The sequence below is a fragment of the Alkalihalobacterium chitinilyticum genome, assembly GCF_029028005.1.
In the GTDB taxonomy this organism is placed as follows: Bacteria; Bacillota; Bacilli; order Bacillales; family Bacillaceae_F; genus Alkalihalobacterium; species Alkalihalobacterium chitinilyticum.
In genome coordinates this window covers 117,028-134,747 of record NZ_JAOTPO010000004.1, presented here as the reverse complement: position 1 = coordinate 134,747, position 17,720 = coordinate 117,028, and the positions used below count along the sequence as shown (strand labels likewise).

Sequence of the window (17,720 nt, the reverse complement as noted above, 5' to 3'; positions counted from 1 at the left end):
ACCTCTTTTCAAGTATTTACTCAAATAATGGACCTAACACCGACAGGGATTCTTCACCTCTCTTTCGTATGGAATAGAAATGGAAACGTGTAATATGAGTACTTTGAGGTAAACATCTAAATGGAATTTATGAGGAAGAAAAATAAAAAAATGTGGGAAATTTTATAAAAAATTACACAATTATAATGGTAGTGTTCTCCTAATATTATGTAAAGCGACTTTCTACCCTAATTGGTAAAAAAATACATATCTTGTCCAGAGGATTGGAAGGACTAAAGTAATGCCTTAAATTGGGGCACAAGCCATATCAAGACTCCTTGAACAAGTTAAGTTTTGTTATTAAAAGTAGTAATATTTATTTTCCATTTGTTCCCTTTCTCATGTTACTATTAAAGTCAAATGGACATTTAAAGCTAGCAATATAACGGAGGAGCGGCTTAATGAAAAAACCATTAAAGGTAATTCTAGCAGTGGTTATCGCAAGTCTATTATTCAATTTATATAGTATTGTTAAAATGAACCAAATCGGGAAAGAGTTAGAGTATCTGAGAGAAAGTTATTCGAGAACCGAGTGGCAAATGATGAGCGAAGTCTCTAGCATTCAACAGCAATTATATGAGTGGAGAGAAAGTGAAAAGTGGGTGTCTGATATTCATTTTCTACCAGATGTTGAAGCATCTACCCTAGGCAATATTCACCTCGATGTACAATGGACCTTTAAAGAATTAGAAAGTGATGCTGATGTGGTTTTTTCCTATAAAAAAGACGAAGAGGCTGAGTGGCGTGAAGTCGTGGCAAGTCTGATGTCAGGTACAACCTATGAGGCGGCTATTCAAATTGATCCTGAATTCGGTTATTTATATAAGATAGATTCCGTTGGTTCTTTAAACAGAGGAACCGGCACCGAATATCTCCCAGTGGATCTTTTTCAGTCCCGGGGATTAACGATCAGTTATTCCACTTTAACGAGTGGGAAGACTACTCATTTTGAAGCGATTATTGAACAGCGGGATGTATGGTTTGATTTTTATAAAGTCGAAAAAGCAAAAGCTTACGTACACCTAAATGATGGGTCGCAAAAAGTAGTTGATTTTACTTATGGAATTTATGATGACGGAATTTATGATGATGAAATGCAGCATGAACTTGACGGTGAAGAAGTTTGGGCAGTTCAGGTTGAGATGGAGAATATGGTTTTTATTGAAGTAGAAGTCACTTATGGTGACGGTAGTACAGAAAAAGATACATTCCATTTACATGAAGAAGTTGTTGAAGAAATACGGGAACTCATGTAGTTACGATAATAGTAAAATCGATTTGGGAGAGTGTAAGAGTGGTTAGGTTATCATTTATAAGTTTATTTTTATTTTTAATAGGAATAGTAGTCGTTGGTTGTTCGAATGAAAAAGTTGAAAAGGTAGAAAAGATAACGATTTATAAAATGGAGAGTTTTTCAGTGATCGTAGAGGATTCAGTAGTGGACATAGTTGAGCCAGACGAAATTGAGATCATTCAAAAAGCATTTAACCAGGCAAACAAGGAACCTGGTATTGTCGATATAACTGATCCACAATACAGAGTAGAATGGGGCGAAAATTCATATTTCCTTTGGATAAGTGAGAATTCAGGTACGATCATGAATACGACTAATACACATACGATTTATTCACTTACAAAGGCAGGAGCGCAAGAAGTGTTTCAGTTGATCGATCGAACGGTTCAGTGAGGGTTTTATGGGAGATTATCTAGTCTCAGTAAGAGCACAAACATGTGAAGCATAAAAGAGTTGAGGTGAGAGTGTGTCCATTAAGGGACTGAATCATTTTTTATTTTCGGTGTCTGATTTAGAGCATTCCATTCATTTTTTTCGAGAGGTTTTTGATGCCAGATTGCTAGTAAAAGGGAGAACGACAGCTTATTTTGACCTAAATGGGATGTGGCTAGCCTTGAATGAAGAAAAGGATATTCCGCGTCAGGAAATCAAGCAATCTTACACGCATATCGCATTTTCAATAGAAGAAGCCGATTACGATCTAATGTACGAGAAGCTAGAAAAGCTAGGTGTGAACATCCTTTCGGGACGCCCTAGAGATGAAAGAGATCGGAAATCAATCTATTTTACAGATCCTGATGGTCACAAATTCGAATTGCATACGGGTACGCTGCAAGACCGAATCAATTACTATAAACAAGATAAAGAGCATATGGAGTTTTATGATTAGCACGGTTCTCAGTAATTGTAAGTGAGGAACTAGAAGAATACAGGAGTCAAAGTAGAGGCTGTTAGAAAAAACGGATCTCCAACATTATGCAAATAAAAAAAAGACACGAGGTGATACGAGATGTTTGGTGAAATTCAATTTAATGTATTTGATGCCATTTTCCAATTACTTAGTTTAGCAGTATTAATAGGTATTATTATGCTGATTGTGTTTTTCATAAGGACTACCATCGAGAACAAAAAGCGCGTGAAACGTATGGAGGAAAAAATGGAAGATATTTTACAAAAGCTAGAGAAGAAGCAAAGCTAACTATTTAGTATTTATTATATAATCCCAAAAAATTTTGTAATAGGATATAGCAATTTTTCGTATAAAAGAGAATACGATAGAAGGGAGGCATGCGCATGGTGTTTACAGCTAAAACATCAAAGCTGCCAATACTTATACTTGTAATGATAAGTATCTTTAATGTGAGTAGATTTAGTTCTAGTTATTCTCAATGGCAACTAGTATTGTTGATCCTATTTTCAGTGCTTCTCTTCCTAACTTTATTCTTAAACTATACATTGATAATTCATCCAAAACAAAAGATTATCAAATTTTAGAAAAATAAAGAGAAAATGATTAGCGTCCAAGTGGTTTTTTAGTATAGTATTATATTAAAAGCAATTTTTAAACTACTCATCATATCATTTTTAAATTGGAGGAAGACGAATGACCGTACAACAATTTTTAAAAGATCAAAATTTGATGGTTGAAAAGCTATATCGTAATATTACAAATACTAGTTGGATGGCACAAACAACGGGGGAAAAAGAGTGGGCGGATAAAGTAGGTGAAGCGCAAACTGAGTTTCGTACTTATTTTTCCAACAGTGAACTGTTTAACGCGGTTCAAAACTATTTAAGAGAATCGGAATTAACGGCGATCGAAACACGTCAACTAGAAGCTTTGCAAAGTCAGTTTAAAGAAAATCAACTTCCTAAAGAAAGCTTACAAGAGCTGTCGCAACTTTCAGCTGAGCTGAACCACATGTTTAATACATACGAACCAGAAGTGAATGGGAAGAAGTTATCGGCCAATGACGTTCGTAATATTTTGTTAAACAGTGAGGACTTGCAAGAACGTGAAGACGCATGGAAAGCATCTAAAGAAGTCGGTCAAGTCGTCGAGGAAAAACTATTAACATTAGTCATGAAACGAAATGAAGCCGCCAAAGCGGTAGGATATAATAACTACCATGAAATGTCATTTGAAAATCAGGAATTGGATCGAGAAGAGATTTTTGCTATCTTCCAAAAGTTAGTTGACTTATCAAATGACACGTACCGTCAATTAAAGAGTGAGTTGGATGAGCAATTAGCTGCTAAGTTTGGAATGGATGTTTCTGACCTTCGTCCGTGGCATTATGTTGATCCATTTTTCCAAGAAGCGCCGGCTACAGAAGAAACGAATTTAGATCCGTATTTTAAAAATGAAGATCTTGAGAAATTAACGGCTGATACATTTGCAGCCATGAATATTCCTATTGAAGACTTATATGCGAAAAGTGATCTAAACCCTCGTCCAGGTAAAAATCCAACAGCTTTCTGTATGGATTTGGACAGAGAAGGTGACACACGCGTCCTATGTAACAATCAACCGAACTCTTACTGGATGGGTACGATGTTACACGAGTTTGGACATGCGGCATACTTCAAATATTTAGATACAAAATTACCGTACGTTTTAAGAGCACCGGCTCATACGTTAACAACAGAGGCGATTGCGATGTTATTTGGAAAAATGACTGAAAATCGCGAGTGGTTATCTACTTTCTTGAAGCTAGACGATAAGCAACTTGACACACTGGCACCGGCTCTTGAAAAATACGAGCAACTAAAAATGTTAATTTCTGCCCGTTGGATTATCACGTTTGTCTTCTTTGAAAAAGAGTTATATGAAAATCCAGATCAAGACTTAAATGCCCTTTGGTGGAAGTTAGTAAGTGACATTCAGTTAGTAAATGCACCAGAAGATCGAAACCTACCAGACTGGGCAGCAAAAATTCACTTTACGTTAGCACCCGTTTACTATCAAAATTACTTATTAGGAGAACTGACTTCTGCTCAGCTTCATCAATATATTAAGACAGATTTGTCAGATCAATTTTTTACACCAACTGTTGGGAATTTCCTAAGAGAAGAGTTTTTCAAACCAGGATCAAAATATCATTGGAATGAAAAAATAGAAAAAGTAACAGGTCAACCGCTTAACCCGCAATTTTTTGTGGATGCGTATTGCAAACTAAACGAAAATTAATATGAAACAAAAAAATCCAGGGGCGAAGGCGCACCCTGGATTTTTTTGTTTGGTATAAAAGTGATGAAGCAGTGTATTTCGTGCTTCTGGTGTTTTGGGTTTGGCATTTTCACATTTTGGACAATAAAATTAGAATTCGGACAATAAATCAATGAAATCGGACAATAACACTATGTAACACCTATTTTATCTAATAGATGGTGCTGCTACTCCCAACGTTTCAGTTGAGTTTCAGCTAATTCCCGTGTGATTAGCATTTTTTGCATGGGTGCAGGGCATATTTTATTGTATTTTTTCACTAGAATGTTGATGGCGTCAATTTCTTGATCGATCTCATCTTTTCTGTCGACGTTTTGCAAGTTAGGAATGAGCGTAATTAAGCGAGAACGAACTTCCTGTTGTAACGATACCCATTCTGGTAAATATCCTGCGTTTTTCACGGTACGATCAAGTACATTTCCTTCGAGTGTTTCTCTTGAAAGCGGTTTTCCCATTCCTTTTAATCGCTCACCGCTCTTCTCATTTTCTTTCAAAATATCTCCAAACCAATCTCTATTCATTTTAACGGCTCCTATCTTTTAGAAAAGTAAAAAATTTCTCATATATTTATGGTATTATATAGAAACTGGTAAATCTAGTTCGTTTTAAAATACAATAAAAATTAAAGTAGATAGAAGAAGTTTAAATAAAACAATGATTGAAGAAGGTGAAGGACGCTACTATTGGTCTAGCATCGAATTCTTCTAAATAATGGGTCTGTGACTCTTCAGTGAGAATAGTATAAGTAAGATATTTTAGACAGGGAGTATAATAGTATGGGTAATGGATTATTGTATAAGTTTATAATTTATAGTAAAGAAGATCATGCAATATTAGTAATTGCCGATAAAAATGGTATTTCACTCCCATCTTACAAGCCTATAATTTCACATGTTGCAGTAACGAATCATATTAATCGGTATCTTGAGAAAGAATATAATATCAAGACAAATGTATTAAAATGTTTCTCCCAAAAGGGTGAGCAACGCGTTTATATAATCGAACTATTAAGAAGAGATACATTAGTGTCTTCGAAGACCAGGTGGTTACAAATTACTGATATTAATCAATTCGATGGTTTTAGTCGTTGGGAGAATGAAATATTACAAGAATGGTTATCACCTTCAAATGAAACTCTCTTTCCATGGTTTATGATCGGTTGGAGAAATAAAATGGAAATGTGGCTTGAAAATATAATTCCAGATGAGTCAATCAGCATTGAGCAAGTAAGGAATTGGGAAAGATCCGCACTATTTAAAGTTGATACTGCGAGAAAAAGTTATTATTTTAAAGCTGTACCAAATATATTTTCCCACGAACCTTCTATAAGTCTTTTTTTATTTCAAAATCACCCATCCGATGTACCAGAAATAATTAATATAGAGGTCGAGAAAAAGTGGTATGTTATGAAAGCGATACGAGGGCCATTACTTGGAAGAACAAAAAAAATGGAGTATTGGAAACAATCCATTTTAAGGTTGGCAGATATTCAAAAACATTCAGCTTTACATCGAAATGAACTAGAAAAATTAAAATGTCCTATTAGACCTATCCCTAATATTCTTCAAGATTATCTAGATGGTTCACTGCAACAATTAGCTAATAAAAATGAGATTAGTAGTGAAACATACAACAAGTTAATTACTAGTGCTCCTATCATATTAGAAAAGTCAAGGTCATTAATATCGACGAAAGTACCCCTTTCTTTAGATCATGGTGATTTCTTTGGAGGTAATATTATTGTTCAAAACGGAAAACCAATAATATATGATTGGTCAGATTGTTCACTTTCACATCCATTTTTAAGTATTGTTGTATTCTTGGAAGAAGTTGAACATCTATTTTCACAGAAAATTTCTTTAACCTTGTTAGATGAATACTTAAATAAGTGGACAGTGTTTAATTCAAAGGAAAAGTTGGTTCAAGAATTTGAGCTAGTAAAACTAATTGCACCCGCTTATTATCTAACTGTGTATCAAACATTTATTTTCCCATCTTTTCATGACAATTGGGATAAGCAGCAAATTATTGATGGCTACGTAAACGAGTGGATAAAAGCTCTCGATAGTATGTGATGATTTTACTTGAATTTTGTTAGGAAAACATCATCTTCAACAAACGTGAAGCGTGTGATTATAATATATGATAATTATTGGGACGAAGAACAGACTTCGCCCCTTTTTAATGCGTTTATACTGTAATTAGTTTTGCAAGTTGTTAAATTCGAATGCGTGAATTTTTTGTAGGTTTCCCCGGATGCACATTACAATAAATACCCTTCGATGATCGTTCATTTTTTTCGGCAGCAGGTAAATGTGTTTTATATCGTTTAATAAACAATTTGAAAAAGATGAATTATTTGGGAACTTTTTAGGAGGCATAAAACTCTAATTGGTGATAGTGAAAGGAGAGGGAGGAACTTGTGGTAAATAAAGATATCATCAAGCGCATTAAAAAGCAGGATATGGAGGCGCTTATTAACTGGTTTTCCGAACGTGAACAAAAATTTTATAAAGTAGGCTGGGCCTTTTTGCACAGCCATCATGATGTTGAAGATGTGTTTCATAATACGATTATTAAAGTTTATGAAAATATCAATCAATTAAAAAAAGAACAGTATTTCGAAACGTGGGTTACATCGATTTTTATGAATGAATGTAAGGCGGTTTATCGGAAAATGCAGCGAAATCAACAAGAGATGCCTCAAGTAGCAGCAACCTTACCCCATGAGCCAGAACTGAAAATGGACATTATGAATGGAGTTATGCTGTTGGAAGAACCGTATAAAGAAGTTATTATCCTAAAGTTTTTAAGTGACTTCTCACAAGAAGAGATTGCAGCGCTTCTACAAGTTCCAACGGGTACTGTAAAATCAAGAATTTATCGAGGTCTCAGGCTACTAAGAAAAGAATTACAGAAAGGGGAATAGCCATGAGTTGCAAAAGGTGTGAAGAACATGTCCTTAACTATATCGAAGGTCGTTTAGGTGAAGAAGAAACGAGAAGTTTCGAACATCACTTAAATGAGTGTGAAGACTGTAGAGAAGAATATATGGATCTCCAACAAATGATGTCTATTTTCAATGACGAAAAGAACCATGTAAAACCACCCGATAATTTTATGAGATCCATAAAAGAAAAAATTCAAACCTCTAAACCAACCCCAAAACCAAAATCAAAAAGGAAGATCCTTGAGATCTTTCGACCAGTTGCATGGGTTACAGCCATTCTATTTAGTTTTTTATTTATCGGTACTGCATTTGCAACGAATGGCTTTAGCGGTTTGTTTGACTGGTGGAAGCAACATTCAGTGAACCATCAACAACAAGTGGATGAAAGTATTGCACAAGGTGTAGGTGAACGGCTTAACATAGAGAAAGTGAGCGGTGATGTAAAAGTAACGATAACAAACGTTGTTGCAGACGATCTTCAAACCCATATTTATTATGAGATTGAAGATTTGTCAGATCAAGGTTATTATATGATGGATTTTGTTGATGGTATTGAAATCCTAAACACGGATGAATACTGGGCAGATCCGTATACATCTACCCCACTTCGAAGCCATGTCCGATTACATTCAGATGAGGACTTTATTGTAAAAGGAAGATTAGGGGTGTCTCCAATGGGTGTGGAAGAGGGAGTGATTTCTCTACAGTTAACTCAACTTGCAGAGGTTTTATCCGATTGGAAAGAAAGTAATAAAATGAATATTGCTCCAAGTGAAGACAATGAGAGGTTTTCTGGGAACTGGACCTTTGATATTCCCATTCAGAAGCATCCTATGGTTGTTAAAGAGATGAATGTTGATGTAGAACTGGATGGACACAAGGTTAAGTTTGATAAAATAACGATTGCCCCGACGATGACGATCTTATCCTATCAACCACGCAGTAGTGGTCTTGTTGAAAAATTAATTCACATTCAATTTCAAGGGATTGAAGCTGGCGGAAGGATGTATGAACGATCACCTATATTATTTGGAAATAATTCATCGACCGTAGGGGGGACAATTGTCTTTTCTGAAGTAGCTTTTGATTCAATGTATCTCTTGCAACCTGAAGAAATATTTATTCATATTGATGGTTACGTCGTTCAAGTACAGGATGATAAGGAGATCCTTTTTGACTTTGAAGAGGACTATTCGTTTGAGTACTTAGGAACTAAGACTTCGATAGAGGACATCCATTTAGGCAACCCGACAACATTTAAAATGATTGAAGAGGTAAACAGTGACAGACAATATGGTTCGTACTGGTTTGAATTAATATATGATGATGACCCTTATAAATTTTATAGTTCAACGATTGGTACTAATGGAGTAATAGTAGATGCATATGGTCAAACGTACGAAGCCCTAGATTACCTTTATCGTATGAATGAGTTAGAGGAGCCACAGTACTTTACAACTGAAAGTGATGTAACAGTTTGGAGTGAGGATGAAACGATGGAAGTAATCCAACCAATTGGAATTCAAATCATAGAATATCAAAAAAATAAATGGAACAATAAAAAAATTGAAGTTGATTTACGGTAGGTTGTTTCTGAAAAGGCCTTACTGGAAGGGGGAAGCTTTATGTGGCATAAAGAGATGATTGAGACAGAAAGAGGGAGTTTCGAAGTTTTTACAGCAGGAGAAGGGGACCCCATTTGCATTACACATTTATATAGTGAGTTTGATGAGAGAGGAAATTATTTTGCTGATCACTTTATCCGGCTATTTCGCGTTTATCTCGTAAACTTAAAGAATGCTGGTAATTCAAGTCGCACGGTTAATGAGGAAGAATTAAGTTTGGTAGAAACAAGTAAGGACTTAGAAGCTGTACGAAAAGCATTAAAGCTACGAAAATGGGCATTTGCCGGGCACTCTGCTGGAGGAATGCTAGGGTTATCCTATGCAAGTTTTTTTTCAACATCAATTACAAAGATGCTTATCGGTGGAACCGCAGCGAGCAAGGAATATATAGAGCATAAGGATAGTATTTATTGTTCTGAACATCCTATAAACCCAAGACTGAAAGAATTATTGGCAATCATGAAGTCCAATACATCTACAAGGGAACAACGAGTGATAGCGGGAAGAGAGTGGACAGAAATGTCTTTATTTGACCCTAGTAAATTTAATGATTATTTTTCAACCCCAAGTAGTGGTCGAGTCGTTCAATCAAGATTAGATTATTTTTCTTTTAAAGAGCTACCGAGCTACGATTTAAGAGAGAAGATAAAGTTAATTAACATACCAACTCAAATCTATTGTGGTCGATTTGACTCGCAATGTCCGTTAATTTTTTCATTAGAAATCCAAAACCTTATATCAACTTCTAATTTAGTCATATTTGAAAAAAGTAACCATAACCCCTTCTTAGAAGAAAAGGAATATTTTGCACAAATGGTCGATCAATTTTACAGGACATGAGGAAAATAATAGAAACCGTGACATTATTAAGTGAAAACAAGGACATATTCTATTAGAATATGTCCTTGTTTAGTAAGCAGTAGTATTTTACTGTAGTATAGTTTATCGATTAGTATGCTGTGAAGCTCGCGCCTACAATGATTAACAAGATAAACAACACAACAATTAATACAAAGTTATCGACTCCGCGTGATGGAGTAGGGCACCCATAACCATAAGAAGGCGCCATATAAGGGTGGTGAGCCATAGGAGCAGTCATAGTAGGAGGTACATTATCCATCATCATAGGTGATACATTATCCATCATCATCGGTGATACGTTTGCGCCCATAAAAGGTGCTGCATTTACGTTTGCGTACATGTTTATACATCCTTTCGTGTTGTGTATTTACACTACAGTATACTCACCTAATTGAAAGTGGAGCCCGTCTCCTTTAAAAATGGGTTAGTGTCTTGGGTGCCTTCTAAACTTAAATAGAGTATTTTAACTTTGAATCTCTATATTACAATAGTGTAAATGCTGTACTGACGAGATACGATTTTTGTTATGGTGAACTACGCTAGGTGTCGTTTTAGGAACGGTACGCTCTCTTTGTAGAGTTATAGAGAGGTTAGACAATCTGTTAAAGGAAGGTCTTGTAACTATACTTGCTAAATAAGCGGGTTGAACACTTCCTGGATTACGCTGGGTATTTAGAAAATCTATTATTTCTTGGCCACTCATAATTCCAAAACCATGCCCAAAGTAATTACCATCTTCTAATACAACCGCATTTAATCCTCTAAACCATGGTGTTTGGATATGGAAGTCTGGATTATTAAAATAAATCACATCACCGGGTAAAAAATGACTTCCTTGAAAGGTAGTTAGTCCAAGGTCCGGATCGGTATGCCAACTATATAGATAGAGATTTCGAAAAAAGGTATTAAAAGCAGTTCTCCCAATACTTCTTAAAATGGCATGATAATAAATAATTACGCAAGCTGTTGCACATTCGAAGGCATACAGTGAACTATTTCGATAAATGTCTAGAATGGCATCTGCTGGAAATACGTCAGGTCTAAGTAAAAAACCGCCAGCCCCCGTTAAATTCCAGTATGTAGGGTTACAGCGCGCATACCTGAAAGTGGTAAACTCCATTTGGCTTTCGTTCATAGCCTTTGAACTTTCTATAATGTGTTTTCGAGCACTAAGTTCAAACTGTAGTTCACGAACGGAAGGAAATGAATAGACAACTGGAGCGTTCATCATTTGCTGAATAATCACTCTTTCTATCGTTCCAAGGTGCAACAAGCCACTCGGTTGAAAAGGCATCCCTGCTACTTGTAACATTTACGTCGCCTCCTAAGTTTTTTTCATTGTTACTATCGTATTCGTGTGTGGGTTTAAAGATGTTTTAATTGGAAAAAGAGTGAAGGAACTAGAAGAAAATCAACCGAAGTAGTGGTGCAGGGTACAAGGAGTAATGAATGATCTGATCACAAGGAAAAATACAGACTGGCTTTACTATTAAAATATAGAACACCCCACTTTGATCAACTAAAAACAAAGTGGGTATTTTTTGGGAACTTTTTTGTCAGTTAAACGTAATACATACTAAGAAAAAATTATTAGGAAGAGATGGATGACCATACAATGACAAATACATATATATTGCATCACCGATGAAATTAAAGACAGGTTCTTTTGGAGTTAACCTACTTTTAAATGGTGACTAGCAGGAGGGGATAACAATGACAGATCTTATAACTGGCCGTGAAGACCTTGTTTTACTGATATATTGTTTTATTTTACTTTGGGTGAATGTTAGTTACTTGAGGGAACATAAAAAGATTAAAGAAAGTTTAGCAGAAATATCATCTGAGGAAGAGTTGGATATTAACCCACATAGTTTTTCCTTATTGTTGTTTATGATGGCGTTTTCTTTTTTGCGCAGCTGGTTGTTTTATATTTTAGCGATTTTGATTACAGGCAATCTTTTTGTCATCATCCTATCTGCCGTTCTCTTCATTGCTAATGTTTATCAAATTTTATTCGAAACGAGCTTGGCAAAAGTCAAAAAGTCCAAAGTGCGTTTCTACCATGTGATCGGTGATACGGTTTTTATCGCTGGTTTTGTCATCTATTATTTTGCAATAATTTAATCTCTTATTATCAATTTTGGAAAGGAGATAATTTATAAGATGAAACAACTCTTATTGTCTCTATTAATTATCATTTGTTTGGCAGGTTGTACGATGTTAGATAATGAAGGAACTAAAGATATCGAGGCTAATGCTGAAGTCCATTTTACGCAAGAGCCATATTTTCCTACGGATCAATGGCTGATCTCGACACCAGAAGCACAGGGGATGGATTCAAGTCAATTGTTTACGATTTTCGAGGAATTAGATGAGAGACACCCAGGTATACATAGTGCACTCATTGTGAGGAACCATTATATTGTCGCCGAAGCCTATTACGACGATTATAACCCCGAGATCAAACAGTGGATTTATTCTGCCACAAAAAGCTTCACCTCTGCACTAGTTGGAATTGCTATCGATCAAGGATATCTTCGTTTAGATGAGAAGGTGGTCGATATTTTTGCAGATAGAGAGATACAAAACGTAGATGAAAATAAGCAAAATTTAACTGTGGAAGATTTAGTAACGATGCGTTCAGGTTATGATGTGGACTATCGAATGGTTTATAGTCAAATGTTACAAGCTGAAGATCCGGTTCAATTTATGTTAGATTTGCCAATGAAAGAAGCACCGAATAGTTCATATTTGTATAATAGCGGTAATTCACATCTATTATCAGCTATCATTCAAGAAAAAACGGGAATGAGTACGGTTGAGTTTGCAGAGACATATCTCTTTCAACCGCTTTCTATTACAAATACACAGTTCTCAGAGCTTCATGGTGTTGCGATGGGCGGCAATGGCTTAGCATTGACCCCGCGCGATATGGCTAAAATGGGTCTCTTGTACTTAAATGAGGGTACATGGGACAGTGAACCAATCATCTCAAAGGAATGGATTGAGAGATCTACGACAACAGATATCGAAGAACCGTTTATAGGAGGCAGCCAGTACGGCTACAGTTGGTATATAGATGAAGTCGAAGAGCGTAAAGTCTTTTATGCACAAGGAGCCTACGGTCAAGCCATTTATGTTATACCGGAAGAAGAGCTTGTCGTCGTTTTCACGTCTGGACATGACGCTCCTGAAATCAATCGGAGATTAACGCCATTAATAGGTCCGATCATTCAAGCGGTTGTGTCAGAAGACGCTATTGAAGAAAATGAGGAGCCGTTTAATGCCTTATCTGAATTGATTAATCGCAAAAATGAGGCAAGTGAAAATATGGAGCAGTCTCTCCCGGACACTGCAGCTAAAATCGATCAACAAAAGTATACATTTGAGAAAAATCCATTTCATTGGAAGGAAATGTTTCTTACATTTGATGAGGACGGCGCTGCTCAAATGATGCTGAGTTATGAGGATGGGATTACGGATACATTTCATATTGGTTTGAACGGTATCCCTCTCGTAAGTGATACAACATTGGGGGTTCATTCCGTCACAGGAGTTTGGGAAGATGAAGAGACCTTTGTATTAAACATAAAGCAATTAGAATATTTATATGAATCTACTTTGGTAATTCATTACACTGGTGAAAAATTTGAAACCATTCAAGTTAGACAAGTAAACAATATGCCTGTCCCTAGTACGGATGAAGATACAGGGGCGGCTTCTGAAGTAAGTTTTATTGGCAAGAAACAAAACTAACTTTTACATTATGCATGCAATGATAGCGTATAGAAAGAGTTTTTATTTAAGATAGATGTCTTTCATTTGTTGCGGTGAACTTGTCTTTATATAGGTAGCTATTAGGCAAACAATACGTCAGGTTCACCAGGACTGATATTAAAGATGCTGGCTCAGATAGGCACATTTTGTGTTTGATTGAGCCAGTATTTTTTGTCTATTGGTGTGCGGTAGAGGGAGAAATTAGGAGAAAGGGTGAACGAAACGGTGTGATTCGTGAGCGGTAGAGGGAAAAATTAGGAGAGAGCGCGAACGAAAAGTGCCGGATTGTGAGCGGTAGAGGAAGAAATTAGGAGAAAGGGTGAACGAAAAGAGCGTAAACGTGAGCGGTAGAGGGAAAAATTAGGAGAATAGTATAACCATTACGAAAACCTACAAGAAAGTGACAAAAATTATAGAAACATGTTACTAAATTAAGAAAATTCCACTGTAGAAATTTCCAATGATAGCCTAATATAGTATAATAAAACTAGATAAAAAGTCATACTTTAATTCAGGTAGTGCAGTTCAAATCACTCGAAATTAGTATAGAGAGATGATAAACAACCAACTTGCTTTGTTGGTCTTTTTTATATAGAGAAGAATCGGATAGGGGAGACTTAGGATGGGAAATCAAATTATAGCTAATCTAAGTAAGGGGGAAGACCTTTTTCAGCTTATTGCTGAGTATTCAAGTGATATGATCACTGTACATGACTCAGCTGGACGATACCTTTATGTATCTCCCGCTGGAGAAAAAATCCTCCAGTATAGTAGTGAAGAATTAGTAGGGGAAGACAGCTATCAGCTTATACATCCAGACGACCATGAACAGTCAAGAAAAAATCATGAAACCCTCCTCAATACCGGATATGTCGTGTCTACTTATCGAATAAGAAGAAAAGACGGAGAATATATTTGGTTTGAATCGTCCATCCAGAGTTTGTACGGGAGAGCATTTGGAGAAAAGGATAATTCAGAAGCAGCGGATGAACCTAAACTTATAGTAATCTCTCGCAACATCACCGAGAGAAAATTAGTAGAAAAAAAGCTTCAAGAGATTGAGGAACTGTTCCAAATTATTACGGAATACTCAAGAGATATGATTACGATACATAATGCAGCGGGTGAATATCTATTTGTGTCCGCTGCAGTTAAAGAAATTTTACAATATGAAGATCAAGAGTTAATTGGCAAATGCGGGTATGCCCTAATCCACCAAGAAGATCATAAAATTGTGAGACAAAATCACGAGCTGATGCTGATGAATGGTGCGGGTGTTTCTACATATCGCATTCAACGGAAGGACGGGAAATATGTTTGGTTCGAGTCTACCGTTCGATTTCTACCGGGACGAGACCCGGCGGATCCGCAACTGATTGTCATGTCCCGTGACATAACCCAAAGAAAAATTGAAGAACAGAAACTACAAGCAGTAAATGAAAAGCTGCAACATTTGTCTACTAAAGACGGATTGACAGGAATAGGTAATAGGCGTTATTTTGATGAAAGATTAATTAAAGAGTGGAAGCGAGCGATAAGATATTCTAGCGATATTTCGTTACTGATGATTGATATTGATTACTTTAAGCCATATAACGACACATATGGTCATCAAATGGGGGATGAAAGTTTAAAGCAAGTAGCTTCAGCAGTACAAAAAACGTTAAAGCGTCCCATTGATGTCGTCTGTCGTTATGGTGGCGAAGAGTTTAGCGTCATCTTACCGGATACAGATGAAACAGGTGCCAAACATGTAGCTGAAACGATTAGGCAGACCATTGAAAAGTTGAAAATTCCTCATGCGGGTTCATTAATTAATAGTTTTCTGACGATCAGTATTGGCACAGCCAGTGTCATCCCAACAAAGGCTAGTGACCCTGCGACGATCATCAAGGCAGCTGATGAAGCATTGTATCAAGCCAAACAAGGTGGAAGAAATCAAGTTAGATCTTTTAAGAGAAAAAAATAGAGCATTCGTATGGAGGTAAGGTATGTCAAAAATCTCTCTAGCAGAAGCGGTAAAGCTAAAAAGTATTTTGTCAAAGCGAATTCATGAATTGGAAGAGGAAATGTACCGAGTCGCCTTTGTGCAAATCGATAACGGTAGTAAAATCCCGCCACAAGTTCGTACCCTAGCAGATGTCGAGAATGAACTAGACGAGATCCGAAAAGACTTTCGTCTGTTGGATAAACTCATGTATCAAGCGAACTATGAAAATGAGGTGCAATTCAATCAGGAAAATTTAACGATTGTTGAAGCGATTGAGTTAGCGACTCAATTAAGAGCTAAAGCAAGAAAATGTAAAGAATTGGGCGCTTCTCCAAAAGAAGAGCCCTTATATCCTTTTGGTGACAATGTTTTAGTCGTAAAAGTGGCGATGTTTGAACCAGAAGATTATCGTCAGAAAGGATTAGAGCTTGAGCGTCAGGCCAACAAACTTTCAAACCTCATTAATGCAAAAAACTATGCAATTGAATTAGATTTTGATAGTGAAAAGTACTTTTAAACCTTGAGATGGTGAGACTCCATTTCAAGGCATAGGAGAAGAACTTCTTTCTTTCAATGGGATCTTGTAACGGCTAATGGTCCAACCAATTACCCATCACCGATTACACTTTTACCTGTGACCAATCACTATCCATTGTCATCGATGGTCGACGACCGATATTTGTATATTCTGCTTCTCCTATGAGTCCCCTAATTCCTTAGGGGACTTTTAAATTTTACGTAGGTCTGACATTTATTCCGTTTCAATTTTGTCCAGTTCATAGAAGGAAATATAATCAATTTTAAGGTCACCATACCCGATTTCACTATTGTCGGAACGTGGAATGTAAAAGGCTGAAGAATCTTCGTTCCAATGAGCTAATAATTTTATAACCGCTGGCAGTTCTGCGTTTTGAATGATTTGAATGCTTTTTGATAGTTGATTGTTCTCAATTGACGCAATAAAGACATTATCTAAAAACTGGTCGCCTTTATGCAGGATCGTATTAAATAGCAGTTTTGTTCCGTCAGGGGAGATACTGTAGGATGGAATCCATGTTCCTTCCGAACTTGTACCGCCTGAGACAACTTTCGTTACCGCCTTTTTATTCAGGTCATAAAAGAAAATTCCTGGTTCCTCATCGTAGACACCATTAAATACAAGTAAATCATCATGGATGAATTCAAAATCAAAAATATTATCGTTGATGTTTTTCAAGGTAATCACTTTTTCAACTTGGTTGTCCGCAGAAAGCTTATATAAGGCAGTGCCTTTATCTTGGATATGTGTGGCTAAGTACACATCTTGATTGTGGATGGTCCCGCTATGAAATGAAAAGTTCCTAGGACTATCGAACAATTGATTAAAGTCATACAATGTTTTTTCAGTCGTGTCGGTGTTTATTAAGACTAAGTTGGAATCCGTAAATTCATAATAAGACAGATAATCTCCTTCTGGATCAGCAAAGCTGACATCGCCATGGTTTTCATCTAATTCTGCGATTTTTTTCTTTTTACCCGTTTCAAGCGTTACTACGTAGGCGCTGTTATTTTCTACACTTATTGCTTTTTTCCCATTCCTAGACAGCTGTTTGGCAGCGATGTGTTCAATTAATGTAGGATTGGCACCATTGATGCTTGTAGAGAAAAGTGCATTTTCTCTTGTGTAGTAAAGCTTTTCATTATCAATTTTAAGTAGTTCACCGTATGTGATCCTCTCTTTTAGTGTGATTTGTTCGGGTTGAGATACAGCAACCTTTGCATCAGAAATGATACTTTCGAGGACAACATCTTCGCTGACGATGACGGTTTTCCCGTCTCCTTGCACATTTCCTTGCGTGTTACACCCTGCTAAAACGGATACAGCGAGTGTTACTCCTAAAATTCCTTTAACGACTTTCATTTGAAAAACCTCCTCTTGTTTTTTACAACTTGATTGTACGAAAGAGTTATTGCTA

The 17,720-nt window shown here is 36.4% G+C and carries 17 protein-coding genes; 13 read left to right on the top strand and 4 right to left on the bottom strand.

Annotated elements, in window-relative coordinates:
• Window positions 1–440 precede the first annotated feature (440 nt).
• From N7Z68_RS07930 to N7Z68_RS07910, 5 genes are all read left to right on the top strand, one after another.
• On the top strand, window positions 441–1,295 hold the full coding sequence (locus N7Z68_RS07930) for a hypothetical protein (protein WP_275117932.1): 855 nt from the start codon (window positions 441–443) through the stop codon (window positions 1,293–1,295).
• Window positions 1,296–1,333: 38 nt separating this feature from the next.
• Entirely contained in the window at window positions 1,334–1,726 is a 393-nt protein-coding gene (locus tag N7Z68_RS07925; RefSeq protein ID WP_275117931.1) for a YhfM domain-containing protein, read from the top strand.
• 73 nt (window positions 1,727–1,799) lie between these two features.
• Window positions 1,800–2,222, top strand: coding sequence for a FosM family fosfomycin resistance protein (fosM, locus tag N7Z68_RS07920; protein ID WP_275117930.1), 423 nt, complete (start codon window positions 1,800–1,802; stop codon window positions 2,220–2,222).
• A gap of 120 nt (window positions 2,223–2,342) precedes the next feature.
• Complete coding sequence (locus N7Z68_RS07915; protein WP_275117929.1) at window positions 2,343–2,531, top strand: DUF4083 family protein; 189 nt, start codon at window positions 2,343–2,345, stop codon at window positions 2,529–2,531.
• 405 nt (window positions 2,532–2,936) lie between these two features.
• Window positions 2,937–4,523: a M3 family metallopeptidase gene (locus N7Z68_RS07910; protein ID WP_275117928.1), complete on the top strand. Its 1,587-nt coding sequence runs from the start codon at window positions 2,937–2,939 to the stop codon at window positions 4,521–4,523.
• 206 nt (window positions 4,524–4,729) lie between these two features.
• On the opposite strand, the gene N7Z68_RS07905 is transcribed toward N7Z68_RS07910, so the two are convergent.
• Window positions 4,730–5,083 carry a DnaJ family domain-containing protein gene (locus N7Z68_RS07905; RefSeq protein ID WP_275117927.1) on the bottom strand — a complete coding sequence of 118 codons (354 nt, stop codon included), beginning with the start codon at window positions 5,081–5,083 and terminating at the stop codon, window positions 4,730–4,732.
• A gap of 255 nt (window positions 5,084–5,338) precedes the next feature.
• On the opposite strand from N7Z68_RS07905, the gene N7Z68_RS07900 reads away from it, so the two are divergent.
• From N7Z68_RS07900 to N7Z68_RS07885, 4 genes are all read left to right on the top strand, one after another.
• Entirely contained in the window at window positions 5,339–6,637 is a 1,299-nt protein-coding gene (locus tag N7Z68_RS07900; protein ID WP_275117926.1) for a phosphotransferase, read from the top strand.
• A 347-nt stretch (window positions 6,638–6,984) separates the two neighbouring features.
• Window positions 6,985–7,491, top strand: coding sequence for an RNA polymerase sigma factor (locus N7Z68_RS07895; RefSeq protein WP_275117925.1), 507 nt, complete (start codon window positions 6,985–6,987; stop codon window positions 7,489–7,491).
• A gap of 2 nt (window positions 7,492–7,493) precedes the next feature.
• A complete protein-coding gene (locus tag N7Z68_RS07890; RefSeq protein WP_275117924.1) occupies window positions 7,494–9,098 on the top strand; it encodes a DUF4179 domain-containing protein in 1,605 nt (534 codons plus the stop codon).
• 39 nt (window positions 9,099–9,137) lie between these two features.
• Complete coding sequence (locus N7Z68_RS07885; RefSeq protein ID WP_275117923.1) at window positions 9,138–9,977, top strand: alpha/beta fold hydrolase; 840 nt, start codon at window positions 9,138–9,140, stop codon at window positions 9,975–9,977.
• Window positions 9,978–10,086: 109 nt separating this feature from the next.
• Here the strand turns inward: N7Z68_RS07885 and N7Z68_RS24345 are convergent, their stop codons facing one another.
• Window positions 10,087–10,338 carry a YjcZ family sporulation protein gene (locus N7Z68_RS24345; protein ID WP_373323122.1) on the bottom strand — a complete coding sequence of 84 codons (252 nt, stop codon included), beginning with the start codon at window positions 10,336–10,338 and terminating at the stop codon, window positions 10,087–10,089.
• A gap of 123 nt (window positions 10,339–10,461) precedes the next feature.
• Window positions 10,462–11,310 (bottom strand): protein-glutamine gamma-glutamyltransferase, encoded by an 849-nt coding sequence (locus N7Z68_RS07875; protein ID WP_275117922.1) that lies wholly within the window; start codon window positions 11,308–11,310, stop codon window positions 10,462–10,464.
• Window positions 11,311–11,711: 401 nt separating this feature from the next.
• Here N7Z68_RS07875 and N7Z68_RS07870 point away from each other — a divergent pair, with 401 nt between their 5' ends.
• From N7Z68_RS07870 to N7Z68_RS07855, 4 genes are all read left to right on the top strand, one after another.
• Window positions 11,712–12,122, top strand: coding sequence for a hypothetical protein (locus N7Z68_RS07870; protein ID WP_275117921.1), 411 nt, complete (start codon window positions 11,712–11,714; stop codon window positions 12,120–12,122).
• A 39-nt stretch (window positions 12,123–12,161) separates the two neighbouring features.
• A complete protein-coding gene (locus N7Z68_RS07865; protein WP_275117920.1) occupies window positions 12,162–13,754 on the top strand; it encodes a serine hydrolase domain-containing protein in 1,593 nt (530 codons plus the stop codon).
• A 643-nt stretch (window positions 13,755–14,397) separates the two neighbouring features.
• A complete protein-coding gene (locus tag N7Z68_RS07860; RefSeq protein WP_275117919.1) occupies window positions 14,398–15,744 on the top strand; it encodes a sensor domain-containing diguanylate cyclase in 1,347 nt (448 codons plus the stop codon).
• A gap of 22 nt (window positions 15,745–15,766) precedes the next feature.
• Window positions 15,767–16,282 carry a hypothetical protein gene (locus tag N7Z68_RS07855; RefSeq protein WP_275117918.1) on the top strand — a complete coding sequence of 172 codons (516 nt, stop codon included), beginning with the start codon at window positions 15,767–15,769 and terminating at the stop codon, window positions 16,280–16,282.
• Window positions 16,283–16,516: 234 nt separating this feature from the next.
• On the opposite strand, the gene N7Z68_RS07850 is transcribed toward N7Z68_RS07855, so the two are convergent.
• Window positions 16,517–17,665, bottom strand: a complete 1,149-nt coding sequence (locus N7Z68_RS07850; RefSeq protein WP_275117917.1) for a hypothetical protein — start codon at window positions 17,663–17,665, stop codon at window positions 16,517–16,519.
• Window positions 17,666–17,720 lie beyond the last annotated feature (55 nt).